Genomic DNA, 13,574 nt, shown 5'->3' on the forward strand with positions numbered 1-13,574 from the left:
GCTTTTTCCAGCGCGTCAGCGGCAATTTTAATGGCTTCGTTTTTGTTCGCTGCCCAACACTGCAAATGCAGTGAATCTGCCGTCAGTTTCAACATTATTAGTCCCTCACAAAAAGCGAGAAGAAGTATTTCAGCGATAAAGCGACGGCTGTTGCGGAATGACAACGTCGTGTTTTTCGCCATCTTTCAGCGAAGCCAGACCGGCGTCGCAGACCAGCGCCACAACATAACCATCCCAGGACGAAGGCCCGCTCATTTCGCGGCCGTCGCGCACGCTGTCGACAAAGTGCTGCACTTCACGGTCGTAAGCCGTGGCGAAACGCTCCATGCAGGATTGAGCGATATGGTGCGCATTGCCGTGAAGCGAGCGCGTGTTAATTAACTGCTGTTCGTTCAGCGCGATAACGGCATTCTCACCGACAACCTCGCAGCGAATGTCATAGCCATAATGGCAGTTCACAAACAGCTCATCATCAATGCGCACGCCCGATTCGGTCTCAAAAATGACGATAAGCGGATCCTGCAAATGCGGCAGCGCGCGGCTGGTTTTTTTACGGGGCTTATCAACGCGAACGGACGTAATATTCTCGTTCAGCAGATAGCGAATAATGTCGATTTCATGGGTCGCTGAATCATTGATCGCCATCTCCAGCGTATAGCTTTCCGGCACAGAGGGGTTACGGTGCGCGCAGTGAATCAACATCACGTCGCCAGGCTCGCCGCTCTCAATGGATTGCTTCAGCGCCTGATAGCCAGGGTCGAAACGGCGCATAAAGCCCAGCTGCAGCAGGCGCTTGCCCGCTTTCACTTCTGCTTCAATAATTTCTCTGGATTCGTCAGCGGTCGGCGTCAGCGGTTTTTCACAGAATACCGGCTTGCCCGCATTAAAAGCGGCCAGTATTTGCGTTTTGTGCACCGGGCCAATAGAGCAGATAAATACCGCATCGACCAGCTCGGAATTAATCATCTCCTCCGCATCATAAAATGCGGTAGCGCCATATTCGCTGGCAACCGCATCGGCGGCCGCGCGGTTGATATCGCAAACTGCGGTCACTTCCGCGCCAGAGATTACATTATGAAAACGTTTCAGATGATCCCGGCCAATCATACCCAGACCAATTAAACCGATTTTGACAGTCATTTAATAATCCTCATATTAAAAGCGAAATTTCTTTTCAATCTGTTCTAATGTCAGGCCACGCGTCTCCGGCAAATATTTCACCAGCAGAATGAGCATGATCACGTTGGTCGCGCCGAAGAAACCAAAGGTCATACCGCCGCCGTAATGGCTTAACAGGAAGGGGAAGATGGACTGGATCATAAAGTCGAAGATCCACAGGCCAAATACGGCGAAGCCCATACCCGCGCCGCGCATTCTTAATGGATAGATCTCCGCTAACATCAGCCAGAACACTGGCGCTATCCAGCCCTGCATAAACACCAGGAAGACCAGCATCAAGGCGAGAATAACGTAAGGCGCGTTGGCAAAATTAGCGTGAAGCGTATCCACGCCGTTGAGGGTTTCCGTGTGGAAAAATACTTTAAACGCCACCCCGATAAGCACCAGGCTAATCGTCACGCCTGCCTGGCCGGTAAAGAACATTTTGCGGCGCGAGTATTTGCCTATCAGCGCCATGCCCAGCAGGGTTGCCAGTACAGAAATAACGCCGTTGGCTACCGCGCCGGTCACCGCCGCCGCATCGCCGAGACCGGCCGCTTTCAGTACGGTGGGCGCGTAGTACATGATGGTGTTAACGCCTGTCACGCGGGTAGCCAGGACAATCATCAGCCCGATTAAGATGAGCTGAATAACCCAGCGGTTTTTCAGTTCTGCGAGCAGATTGAATTTCACCTCATCCGCTTTAACGATTTGCTGAATCTCTTTAACTTCACGATCCACCTCCTCCGGCAGACGCAAAGTTTTAAGCACTTTTACCGCTTTTTCAGTTTGTCCCTTGCGGATAAAGAAGCGCGGGGATTCAGGCATCATTAACATACCCACCCACAGCAGCGCACCCGGCAGCGCCGGAATAGCCAGCATAATGCGCCAGTTGTGCTGCATTTCAGGGTAGAGATTCACAATGGCCGCATTGACGGAATAGGCCAGGAACTGTCCGGTAACGATCATCAGTTCGTTAACCGTCACCAGGCTTTCTCGCTGATCGGCGCGCGCCAGTTCAGAGATATAAATGGGTACGGTGACCGAAGCACAACCTACCGCTAACCCCAGAATAAAGCGGGCAGCTATCATGGAGGGCACGTCCCAGGCGAACGCGGTGCCTAATGCGCCAAAAATAAAAATAGCAGCGACCCATAACAGGTTTTTACGCCGTCCCTGCCTGTCTGATAAATAACCGCCAAACAGAGAGCCTAACGCTGCGCCAAATAGTAAAAAGGAGGTGATAAAACCTTCCTGGGCGGCAGTCAGGTGAAGATCGTACTTCATAAAGATAAGTGCGCCGGAAATAACGCCGGTGTCATAACCGAAGCATAAACCACCTATCGTTGAAATGATGGTGATTAACCGCATGCGCTTAGGGTTTTGTAGGTGGGTTTTATTATACATATCTGTTCCATCTGGTAGTAAGGTAAAACCGTCGCACGCCATTATTCATGGCCTGTATCGACCATTAATTTATGGCTGCCTGAATGAGAACATGTAATTAATACGTCGGGCGTAAATATTATTTTTTGGCTAATAGCATAATGTAATACGGGAATCTTTATGGTTGCAGCAAAGTTACATCAAAGTGAAGATTAAAAGCCAGTCGCGGCAGGCTGCGCTATTTTACTCCGTGTCGAGGATCAAAGATTCGAATCAAAAAACACAAAATAGAGTGATGATCATCACAAGGCATAGATTGCCGATTGACATAGCAAGAATGAAGATAAGCTAAAAAAGAGGTTCGCTTAGGGGTTTTATTAACAAATGGGCAGCGTTGAATAAAGGCGGGTTAACTATAGCGGATGCACCCTGACGCCAGCACAAGGCAGTATCTGACAATGGCTATTTTTATTTCGGGTGCGCATTAATGTTAATTAACAATAGTGGACGTTGCTTGCTAACCTAATCAGAGCAATTTTGATGATATTTGCTTTTTTATGGCGCGCATAACCTTAAACAAAAGAGGGCTACTGATATTTTGCTTTTGCAAAGCTGAGAGGGGTGCGTGGATTTTGATCAAAATAAAAGTGTGACAGGGTTCAAAATTGTTTTTCGCCCTCTGCTCAGGAAAACAATAATCATCATTCTTGGGTGTCATACCCTCAGCAAAGTCAGATTTATCAATAATCTGAATTAAGGTAAAAAGCAAATTTGATGATTACCGGCGGAAAAAACTCGTGTAAGAATAGCAGCGCATACTACAGGAGCGATCATGATTACCTTTTGCCTTAATGAACATCCTTCAGCTCGCGGGTTCGACAATAATTTGCGCCCTCGCCTGGCGTTTATCTGTAAAGCGGAAGGTAAAGAGGAAGCCCTGCCCAGAGTCATGCACAAGCACGACGATCGCTTTGAAGTGATGTTCGTTCGCTCCGGCAGCGGCACCTATAACATCGACGGGCGACGCTACAACGTCAAACAGGGCGATATCATGCTGTTCAATGCCAATGTCCTGCATGATGAAAGCCCGAATGCATCAGACGATTTATTGATTTTCAGCTGCGGCGTCGAGCAGTTAAAAATTGATGGATTGCCCCATAATGTGCTGACGACGCGCGCGCAACCCGCAGTTATGCCAAGCGGCGAGTTTTACGATGAAATTAGCCAGCTGTTCGATCAGATGTGGGCGCACGTTAACAGTAAACGCCTCTACAGCGCGGAGATAGGCGATAATCTGCTGAATGTTCTGCTGCTGCTGTGCCGGAATATCTGGATAGAAAACAAGCAGGAGCGGGAGGACAGCAATACGCTGCTTGGTCAGCGCATCAAGGATTACATTGATGACCACTACAAAGAAGATATCGCGCTCAGTTCCATCACCGCGATGATGAACATGAACCAGTTTTATCTGGCGCACGTGTTTAAAAATTTCTCTGGTTACTCGCCTAAACAGTACCAGACGCGTCGCCGTATTGGCGAGGCGCAAAACTTATTGCTGAGTACCAGCCTGGGCGTGACCGAAGTCGCAAACGCGGTCGGGTACGATAACGTCAATAACTTTCACCGCATTTTTCACAATCTCGTGGGCATTCCTCCCGCGCGGTATAAAAAGTTCTGGCTGACCGGCCAGATAAAAACCTAGCGTCAGCCATTGCCTTCCTCGCCTCAGCACGCTCGCCGGGCCGTTAGCAGCCCGCTGCGATAAAGTCTCCGTTGGTACTGACAGGAATAATGGTAGAGAACATCACGGCCGCAAAAAGAATCAACGCCACTCCGCCCGCTGCCAGTACCAGCCTGACGAATGTCGCTGAGTAACGCGTCACCCCAGGCAGGTTTACGTTAATCATCCACTCTCTGAAATGATGCACAAAGGTGGCAAGGATCATGATTGAAGCGGCCGTACCTAGCGACATCGCCATCACCGCCGCCACTCCCCAGCTAAACATGCCAACCGCATTGGCAAAGACAAGGATCATCAGCGCCCCGCTGCAGGGCCGGATACCTATAGTGCCAATTACCCAGGCCGCATTGCGCCAGCCGCCGGTCAGCTCATCAGCAGCAGGCTGATGTTTATGCCCACAGCCGCAAGCCTCGTTATGCTGATGACGATGCAGCAGCGAGAGAGGACGGATACCGGCAGCCCGACAAAGCATGACAAGACCAAAGCCCGCAATGAGCAATGCGCTGGCTTTTTCCATCCAGTATCGGCTCAGGCTGAGATCGCCCAGTGAAAGATTCAGGGAAACGGCGAGAATAACCACAAACAGAATGGCGACGATGCCCTGCATCAGACTGCCCAGCAGCGTAATCAGTCGGCTGGCCCTGAGTTGCGCTCTGTGAGTGGCAAGCCAGGTTGTAATCACGAATTTGCCGTGGCCAGGCCCGACTGAATGCAGGAAACCATAGATAAAACTCCCTGCAATCAGCATCAGACCGCCCTTGATATGCCGATCGCGCTGCAGCAGCAGGTACTGCACCAGATAGCGATGCAGCGAAACCTGCACCGAAAAGCAGTACTGCACAAAGTCGGCCCAGTGCCGCGCGAAAAGATAAAGCAGAGCAAGGCCCGCTAGTCCGCTAAAGCCCAGCAGGGTTAGCGTTGAGACGCTATTGAGATCGTACTTTTTCATAAGCCTGTCCTGAAGGTAAATAGCCCGAGCTTGAACAGACCAGAAACCGGACTCGCCATCGCGCGACAGCAGCGGCAAAAATTGTCGCGCCGTCTGTCGAAATGGCTACAGGGAAGAGAGGAAAAGGCTACCACCCTGACAGAAGGAAACCAACGGCCAGGACGCATTTATTCGCAGGCAAGATGGCCCTGAAGGCAGGCGCAATATCTCTGTTCAGCAGGAGGATAAATGCAGGGGACTTGGCGGGCGGGCCTGACTCTGTCAGCAGCTGTGATTCAGGGCCGCAGATGCAGCCCTGATGCGTGGATTACTGTTGTTGCTGATTCTTCTCAGCTTCTTTTTTCGCTTTTTTGTTGGCCATATGATGGCCTACGGCGCAACCGGCCGCCGCGCCGGCCACGGCGTGATCCTTGATATGTCCCGCCGCGCCGCCCACCGCCGCGCCTTTAAGGCAGCCTTTTGCTTCAGCCTGAGAAGCGACAGACATCAGCAGGCCAAGAGTGACGACTAAATATGACAGTTTGCGCATCTGAACTCCATCCTCATAAGAATTAACAAGACATTTCCATTAATCACCTGATGAGCATAGTCGAATCCAGCGGCAGGCGGGGATAAAACGGGGTCTGTTGTCATTCTGTTGAGGAAGCGTTAAGAAAACCGCCGGGCCGCCGAATCACTCAGCCCGGCAGATCGACCAGCAACGTCAGCGGCGATCCAGACGGATCCAGCGACGTCCCGCGAACACGGTGAGGAGAACGATGGTAATGCCTGCCGCAAGATGCATGCTGAAATCGATCAGGTGCAAATGGGTGTTGTGGCACAGCGACAACAGCATTGACGACATAAACGCGATGCCGCACCCCGCCAGCGCCAGGCTTTTCTCCGGCGAAAGCGATCGGGTGCGATAAAGGCTGAACACCGAGATCGCCATCATCGGCAACGCCGCCAGCAGCATAAAGAGATAGCAGTGGATGCCTTCGCCGAAGCGCCCTGCGCCTGCCGGCGCCTGTGCGGCGGTCAGGTTGAGCAGGTTGAGCGCCAGCCACGCCAGCGCCAGCAGGAAAAGGTATCGCAGCTTAGGCGCCTTCCGTCCTGCGAGGCTGAGGGTAAAGGCGCCGCCAATGGCGCTGACGCCCAGAATAAATGAGAGCAGCAAGGCCGCCAGAGCAGGCAGCGCGCCGGGCTGCGACCAGTCGGTGTTGCGGCTGTGCAGCACCCAGCTGCTGAGCGCGCCGCAGGGCAGCGCGGCGGCAACCCAGACAATCACGCGCCAGGGTGTCGGCCAGACGCGTCTCACCGGCTGTGCCGAGGCGCTGAGCTGTTCAATCAGTTGGTCATGATTTCTCATGCTTACCACTTCCGTATTTACGCAGATTAAGCATTGCGCGGTGCAAAAGCGATTTGACCGCGGAAAGCGAAAGGTTAGCCTCAGCCGCCGCCTGAGCCAGGCTCTGCTCGCGCAGATGAACCGACTCGACAATCTCCCGCTGGCGTGCTGGCAGCGCGCCCAGGCAGTCGGTTAGCGCCTCCTGACCTGGTTCGGCCTCGTCGGGTTCCGCCATCTGACGGTGAAGGGCGTCATCATCCTGAACTTCATACTGCCGTCCTCGCTGACGCAGGGCGTCTATCGCTCTCGCCGACGCGATCGCCGCCACCCAGGGTAGTAAGGGACGGCGGGGATCGTAGGTATGGCGTACGCGATGGATCGCCAGCAGCGTCTCCTGAACCACATCTTCAACCAGCGCATCGTTGGCGATTTTTTTGCGCACCAGCGCGCGGATGGCGGGCACCATCGCTTTCAAAAGCTGGTTGTAGGCGGACTGGTCGCCAGCCTGCGCGCGCGCCATTAAGGCAGGCCAGTGCAGAGCGCGCGCGTCAGTATCGGGCATCGCCCGCACTGAAAGGCGGGATCATCCGCCCTGTAAAGTTGTTATTCAATCACTCACCCGTTTAGGTTTTCTTTCCGCTTTCAGCGGCCTGTTCCAGCGCTGAAATAACGATCCCCGGCGTCAGCACCTGCGGCAGCACAACCGGTTTGCCGCCGTTTGCCGGGTAAACGACATAAAGCGGCAGCCCGCCGCGACCAAAATCGCTGAGCGCCTGTTCAACGTCAGGATTATATTTCGTGGAATCCGCAACCATATAAATGGTACTGGTGCGCGCCATCGCCGATTTCACCGCCTGGGTTGATAACGAGGTGCGGTCGTTAACCTGGCAGGTAATACACCACGACGCGGTGAAGTTCACCAGCACCGGCTTGCCCTGCCCTTTGATCGCATCAACGTTCTGCGGCGACCAGGCGACGGCCGCAGCGGCAACGGCGCTTTCTGCCGTCTCCTCAGGAGCAGCCGCGCTTTTCAGATTAATGAGCGGCGGCACCAGCAGCAGGACGAAAACCGCAGTCGCCAGATGCAGCGCCCAGTGGCGGCGACCCATCATACGGCGTTTTTGCGCCATGCCATATAACCAGGCTGCAAAACTGAGCAGCAGGCAGCAGCCCAGGATAGCCGCCAGCGCGGCCGAGTCTGCCTGACGCTCCAGCACCCAGATGAGCCAGCCGACGGCGCCAAGCATCGGAAAAGCCAGCCCGTGTTTCAGCGTGATCATCCAGGCGCCTGGCGCAGGCAGCACGCGTGCCAGAACCGGGAAAAAAGAGATCAGGGTAAAAGGCGCGGCAAAACCGAGCGCCAGCGCAATAAAGATCACCAGGCTGACGGCAGGCGGCTGGGTCAGCGCATAGCCGACGGCGCTGGCCATAAAAGGCGCGCTGCAGGGCGTCGCCACCACGATGGCGAGCGCGCCGGTAAGCGCTGAACCGACCAGACCGCCGCGATCGCCGCCTACCTCGCCGGCCCGCTGCAGGGACAGGCCGATTTCAAACAGGCCGAAGAGATTAAGCGCTGACGCCAGCATCACCAGAATCAGCAGCGCGATCACCAGCGGCGACTGCAGCTGAAACCCCCAGCCGACCGAGGCGCCGCCCGCCCGCGCCAGCAGCAGCACAGCCACCAGCGCCAGCATGGTCACCACGACGCCCAGCAAAAATGCCAGCCCTTCGGCGCGCGCGTGAGCCGGTTTGTCGTGATGGCGGATCAGGCTGAGCGCCTTCAGCGAAATTACCGGGAAGACGCATGGCATAAGATTGAGTATGAGGCCGCCGAGAAAAGCGGCGGCAATGGCTGTCAGCATAATCATTTCACCTGGAGGTTAGGGTCAGGCAGGGTTAGCCTGGCGATATTTCTTCACCGCATCCATCGCTTTCTGGATATGCGCATCGGGATTTTTGTCGGTGTAGCTGAGCAGGATCTTGCCGTCCGGCGCAATCACGTAAGAGGTACGATCTGAAAGGGTTTTCCCTTTATATTCCATGGTGCTTTTATACTCCGCCGCGACTTTTGCGTCGGGATCGGCAGCGACGGTGAACTTATCGCGGCACTCAAGCTGCGAGAATTTGGCAATCTGATCGGTATTGCCGGCGGTCACGCCAATCACCGTCGCGCCCTGTTTTTTAAACGCGTCCGTCGCCTCGGCGAAATCGTGCGCTTCCAGCGTGCAGCCCGCGCTGAAGGCGGCCGGGAAGAAATAGAGCACGACCGGGCCTTTCTGGAGCGCCTGCTGCAGGGAGAAGGTAGTCGCTTTACCGGCCAGAGCCGCATCGAGTTTGAAATCAGGCGCCTTGTCGCCAACCTGCAGCGCGGCGAACGCGGAGGTGACAGGCAGGCTCAGCGCCAGAAGCGTGGCGGCCGCCAGCGTTTTCAGATTGTTTTTCATCAGCATTTTTTCTTCTCCATTAACAATCAGGCGGAGTGCCCGAAGGGTTTAATCAGAGGTTCGGCGGCGGCAGCGGAAAAGTTTCGCTGCTGTAAAATATTTTTGCGCTGAGGTGAGTTCCAGGCTGGTTAGCCTGCAGCTCTGCTGATGAGAGCGGGGCGTTGTGGTACTATTCGCCGCCTGGACTTAAGACAGAAAAGGCGCATCAGGATGCACAACAAAAATACGCCTACCCCGCACGATGCGGTATTCAAAACCTTTCTCTCGCATCCCGAGACGGCGCGTGATTTTATGGCTCTGCATCTGCCGCCCGCGCTGCTGGCGATTTGCGATTTGACTACGCTAAAGCTGGAGTCCGGCAGTTTTGTAGAGGATGACCTTCGCCCCTACTACAGCGACGTGCTTTACTCGCTGAAGACCCGCGGCGGCGACGGTTATGTGCACGTTCTGATTGAGCATCAGAGCACGCCGGATAAGCATATGGCGTTTCGGCTGATGCGCTATGCGGTGGCGGCGATGCAGCGTCATCTCGACGCCGGGCATAAAACGCTGCCGCTGGTGATCCCGGTGCTCTTTTATCAGGGTAAGCGCAGCCCCTATCCTTACTCAATGAACTGGCTCGATGGGTTTAGCGAGCGTGAGCAGGCCGCGGCGCTCTACAGCGGGCATTTCCCGCTGGTGGACGTAACCGTCATCCCGGATGAAGAGATTATGCAACACCGCAGCATGGCGGCGCTGACCCTGTTGCAAAAGCATATCCGCCAGCGCGATCTGAAAGGCCTGCTCGACCAGCTGGTGTCGCTGATGCTGACGGAATTTATGACCGGACAGCAGGTGATAGCGCTGGTAAACTATATGCTTCAGGCCGGCGAAACGTCGGACGCGAAAGCGATGATTCGTGAACTGGCACAGCGCGTGCCGCAGCATGAGGATGAACTGATGACCCTTGCACAACAGCTTGAACAGATAGGTTTGAAAAAAGGTCTGGAGCAAGGACTGGAACAGGGTCTGGCCCAGGGACGCCAGCTTGGCGAACGAGAGGCCAGCCTGAATATCGCCAGAAATTTACTGAAAAGCGGTATGGACGTTCTCTCAGTCATGAAAGTAACGGGCCTGTCGGAAGAGGATCTCCAGCAGATTCACCACTAAGCCCCACCCTGCTTCTTTATCTGGCCGCCCTCTTTTCAGGGCGGCGGTTTTTCTCGCCTTATTCATTCAGCCTGCAATAAATAATAAAATTACGCTGCGATAAAATAACGCGGCGGTCAGATCAAACTATTCCGATATTTATTTATTCTTCTGTTGCTGTAATACGCCTTTAAAGAACTGATGAAATGCTGCTTATAACGTCAGGCAGGGATTGTCCCTGCCTGCACGCCATTATAACGGAGCGAATATGGCTTTACGGGTTGAGGTAAAAAACAGGCGTCCGCACGTGGCAATCTTTAATTGCGCTGAGCATGGCCATGTTAATCCCACGCTAGGCCTGGTCAAAGCGCTGGTGGCGCGGGGATACCGGGTTAGCTATACCACGTCGGCTGAGTTTGCGCCTTTAATAACCGCCTGCGGCGCGGAGCCGGTAATTTATCAGCCCGCATTTAGCAAAGAGACACCTCGCCCGGAAGATATGGGGTACGTGGTAGTCGAACTGGCAAAAGAGGCGACGCTGACCTGGGACAAACTATTTAATGCCTTTGTTAACGATCGCCCGGATATTATCGCTCACGGCCCATTAAGCTGGCTGGGGAAAATATTTGCTGCTCTGTGGAATATTCCTTCGGTCGCGCTTAATCCCACCCATGCCAGCTACCAGGGACAGTCGGAAGAGTGGCTGGGAATAGCGGGTAACGCCTGGCCCTGCTTACCGCTGCTCAACGCCCTGCTGAAGACAAAAGGCGTGGCGCTCGATCTCTCCACCCTGTTATCCCGCCACGACAATGCCATTGCCTTTATTCCGCGCTGCTTTCAGGAGAAAGCGGAGACGGTCGATCCCCGGGTTATTTTCGTCGGGCCTGACATCGTTGACAGGCCTGCTGAGCAAGCATGGCGCCCCGCGTCACAAGCGCGTCCCGTTGTGGTCGTTTCGCTGGGCTCGGTCTACACCAACCAGCGCGATTTTTTCCGCACCTGCATCGCGGCGTTCGCCAACAGCGAATTCCACCTGGTTTTATCCATCGGCCGCTACGTCACGCCGGACGAGCTGGGTCTAGTCGCAGACAATATTGAGGTGCACGCGCAGATCCCCCAGCTTGAGGTGCTGCGGTCGGCCAGTTTGTTTATCACGCATGCCGGTATGAACAGCCTGATGGAGGCGGCGCATTTCGGCGTGCCGGTCATCGCCGTTCCCCAGCAGGCGGAGCAGCGGCTCAATGCCAGACGCGTTCAGCAGCTGGGTATCGGTGTACATCTGCCGCGGGAGCAGATCGATGCGGACGGGTTGCTCTGTGCCGCGCGCGCGCTTCACGCCAGCGAGATCTGCCGGACGCAGATTGCGCGCTTTCAGCAGCAGTTAAAAGCGGCTGGCGGCGCCAGCGCGGCAGCCGATCTCTTCGATCGGCTTTTTGCCAGCCTGCAGCGCCGGGCTCAGGCGATATAACAGACGAGAAATAATAAAAACGCGCAGCACGCTAAACGTGCTGCGCGCGGAAGGCGGGCGCTCTACACTTCGAGGCTGTTGACGCGCAGCATAAAGAGGTCGCGATCTCTGATCTCTCTTTTTCTTTCCAGCAGCAGGTCGAGATTATCCCTGACCGTAAGATAGAGGCCGCTCAGGCTTTTATATTTACCGCTGCACAGCTTCTCAATATTGATCATGCTCTGCTTCTCATCCACGGTATTCCCGGCGTCCTGCTCGTCATAAACCCACTGCAACGCTTTGCCCCTGGCGCTGTTGCGATCGGTAACGGTGGAGATCAAACTGGTGACCATGCCCGTAGAGTGAACCAGACCGGGGTGATAGGCGTAGACAGAGATATTTTCGCGCTTCATCTCGACGGCCAGGTTTTCGGTTAATTTAATCACCGCCGCTTTCGTTACCGAATAAGAGGTGCAGTAGGGCCAGCGGTAGGCGCCTGCATTGCTGACAATATTAATAATAATGCCGCGTTTGCGCATTCGCATCGGTTTAAGCGCTTCGTGGGTGCAATAAGAGAGGCCGAGCAGGTTAATATTAATCGCTTCATACCAGTCATCCAAAGCGATATCGGCGAATTTATCCACCGGCCCCCAGACGCCGGCATTATTTATCACCACGTCAATATGGCCAAACATAGCGACAATATCTGCAAAACATTGCGACACTGCGGTCCGATCGCTGACGTCACAGGTGATACAGTGAAAAAGGCCCGGATATTCCGCTTCCAGCTGCGCCAGACGGGCAGTATCCCTTCCGGTAATAATAACGGTGTGCTGACGGGCAAGCTCTTTCGCGTAGGAGAAGCCCAGCCCTTTTGAACCACCGGTAATTAAAATTACTTTTTTATCTGCGTCTGTCATTGCCCTAATTCCTGTATTAAATAAACCGTGGCTATTGAGTTGCGAATATCCTCTCTGGGCAGGATTATTGACACGCCTGTGTGAATGATAAATGACAATCCGTTGTTAATTTGATTTAAGGCAGCGGCGCACTGACAAAGAGTCTTGCCGGTTAAAATAACGCAAAGAAACTATTTGCTACATATGTTTAATTCCAACGAAGAAGATAAATTAACTTTTCTTCTGGCGCAAAATGGCCGCTACCTCTGTGATAGCCCGCTATAAAAAATGAAAACTTTAAGGCCAGTCATTGCTAAGAACATTCTTAAATATCCCTGATGCCGGGCGCTGTATTAAAAGATTCATAAAGCGCTTTTACTATGCCAGCAATAAATAAAAAGCCCACCCTATATTCATGCCTCGCGCAATAAAGCCCGTTGCTGCATGAAACAGAGGAATGTCATGGATCGCGTTGTAATAGCCCACACGCCGCTTGGTAGCGAACTCCTGTTTAAAAAGATGACGGGTCGGGAGCAATTCTCAGACTGTTACCAGTTTGACGTCGATATGCTGAGCACCAGCAACGAAATAAACCTGCAGGATCTGCTGGGCGAGCAGATAACGCTTGAGCTGCGCCCTAATCCGCAAACCCAGCGTTTTCTCAGCGGCATGATTACGCGCATGGCGTTTGTCGGGCATGAAAAGCACCGCGAAGAGTATTATATCTACCGCGCGACGATGCGCCCCCATCTGTGGAACCTGACCCAGACGCAGGGTTTTCGCATCTGGCAGCAAAAAACCGCCAGGGAGATCCTGACTGAGGTTTTCCAGGATTATGCCATTCCCATTGATGACCAGCTGGAGGGAAACTTCCGCATCTGGGAATACTGCGTGCAGTATCAGGAAAGCATGTATGACTTCGTAAAGCGCCTGATGGAGCATGAAGGTATCTATTTCTACTTTCGTCATGCGATGGGCCAGGAGACGCTGGTGCTCTGCAACAGCAGCAAATCCCATCAGCCGTTCGGGTGCTACTCGACCATTGAGTTTCATCAAACCGGCGCGGGCGGTTACGTAAATCAGGAGGCGATCAAC

13 protein-coding genes are annotated in these 13,574 nt (G+C 54.0%); 4 read left to right on the plus strand and 9 right to left on the minus strand.

What is annotated here, in order from left to right:
• Positions 1–129: 129 nt before the first annotated feature.
• Together B3797_RS19465 and B3797_RS19470 are read right to left on the minus strand one after the other, a co-directional pair.
• On the minus strand, positions 130–1,140 hold the full coding sequence (locus B3797_RS19465; protein WP_311791943.1) for a Gfo/Idh/MocA family oxidoreductase: 1,011 nt from the start codon (positions 1,138–1,140) through the stop codon (positions 130–132).
• A gap of 15 nt (positions 1,141–1,155) precedes the next feature.
• Positions 1,156–2,565, minus strand: a complete 1,410-nt coding sequence (locus tag B3797_RS19470) for a sugar porter family MFS transporter (protein ID WP_311791944.1) — start codon at positions 2,563–2,565, stop codon at positions 1,156–1,158.
• Positions 2,566–3,376: 811 nt separating this feature from the next.
• Between B3797_RS19470 and B3797_RS19475 the strand changes: the two genes are divergently transcribed.
• The gene (locus tag B3797_RS19475) at positions 3,377–4,246 is read left to right on the plus strand and encodes an AraC family transcriptional regulator (protein ID WP_311791945.1); all 870 of its coding nucleotides are present in this window, start codon (positions 3,377–3,379) and stop codon (positions 4,244–4,246) included.
• Between the two features lie 43 nt (positions 4,247–4,289).
• Here B3797_RS19475 and B3797_RS19480 read toward each other — a convergent pair whose 3' ends face one another.
• The 6 genes from B3797_RS19480 to B3797_RS19505 all read right to left on the minus strand — a co-directional run bounded on the left by B3797_RS19480 (position 4,290) and on the right by B3797_RS19505 (position 9,011).
• Positions 4,290–5,234 carry a nickel/cobalt transporter gene (locus B3797_RS19480; RefSeq protein ID WP_311791946.1) on the minus strand — a complete coding sequence of 315 codons (945 nt, stop codon included), beginning with the start codon at positions 5,232–5,234 and terminating at the stop codon, positions 4,290–4,292.
• 307 nt (positions 5,235–5,541) lie between these two features.
• The gene (locus B3797_RS19485; protein WP_311791947.1) at positions 5,542–5,763 is read right to left on the minus strand and encodes a hypothetical protein; all 222 of its coding nucleotides are present in this window, start codon (positions 5,761–5,763) and stop codon (positions 5,542–5,544) included.
• Positions 5,764–5,937: 174 nt separating this feature from the next.
• The gene (locus tag B3797_RS19490) at positions 5,938–6,582 is read right to left on the minus strand and encodes a DUF1109 domain-containing protein (protein WP_311791948.1); all 645 of its coding nucleotides are present in this window, start codon (positions 6,580–6,582) and stop codon (positions 5,938–5,940) included.
• The gene (locus B3797_RS19495) at positions 6,569–7,123 is read right to left on the minus strand and encodes a sigma-70 family RNA polymerase sigma factor (protein ID WP_311791949.1); all 555 of its coding nucleotides are present in this window, start codon (positions 7,121–7,123) and stop codon (positions 6,569–6,571) included. The genes B3797_RS19490 and B3797_RS19495 overlap by 14 nt, the downstream gene beginning before the upstream one ends.
• Before the next feature lie 61 nt (positions 7,124–7,184).
• Positions 7,185–8,423: a protein-disulfide reductase DsbD family protein gene (locus B3797_RS19500; RefSeq protein ID WP_311791950.1), complete on the minus strand. Its 1,239-nt coding sequence runs from the start codon at positions 8,421–8,423 to the stop codon at positions 7,185–7,187.
• A 24-nt stretch (positions 8,424–8,447) separates the two neighbouring features.
• Positions 8,448–9,011: a peroxiredoxin gene (locus B3797_RS19505; RefSeq protein ID WP_311791951.1), complete on the minus strand. Its 564-nt coding sequence runs from the start codon at positions 9,009–9,011 to the stop codon at positions 8,448–8,450.
• A 204-nt stretch (positions 9,012–9,215) separates the two neighbouring features.
• Between B3797_RS19505 and B3797_RS19510 the strand changes: the two genes are divergently transcribed.
• The gene (locus B3797_RS19510; protein WP_311791952.1) at positions 9,216–10,154 is read left to right on the plus strand and encodes an Rpn family recombination-promoting nuclease/putative transposase; all 939 of its coding nucleotides are present in this window, start codon (positions 9,216–9,218) and stop codon (positions 10,152–10,154) included.
• Positions 10,155–10,440: 286 nt separating this feature from the next.
• A complete protein-coding gene (locus B3797_RS19515) occupies positions 10,441–11,601 on the plus strand; it encodes a macrolide family glycosyltransferase (protein WP_311791953.1) in 1,161 nt (386 codons plus the stop codon).
• Positions 11,602–11,663: 62 nt separating this feature from the next.
• On the opposite strand, the gene B3797_RS19520 is transcribed toward B3797_RS19515, so the two are convergent.
• Positions 11,664–12,500, minus strand: coding sequence for an SDR family oxidoreductase (locus B3797_RS19520; RefSeq protein ID WP_311791954.1), 837 nt, complete (start codon positions 12,498–12,500; stop codon positions 11,664–11,666).
• A 441-nt stretch (positions 12,501–12,941) separates the two neighbouring features.
• On the opposite strand from B3797_RS19520, the gene B3797_RS19525 reads away from it, so the two are divergent.
• Positions 12,942–13,574 (plus strand): type VI secretion system tip protein VgrG (locus B3797_RS19525; RefSeq protein WP_311791955.1); only part of this gene is annotated, 633 nt, incomplete at its 3' end.

It is taken from the genome of Pantoea sp. UBA5923, from assembly GCF_002431095.1.
Lineage (GTDB): Bacteria > Pseudomonadota > Gammaproteobacteria > Enterobacterales > Enterobacteriaceae > Pantoea > Pantoea piersonii.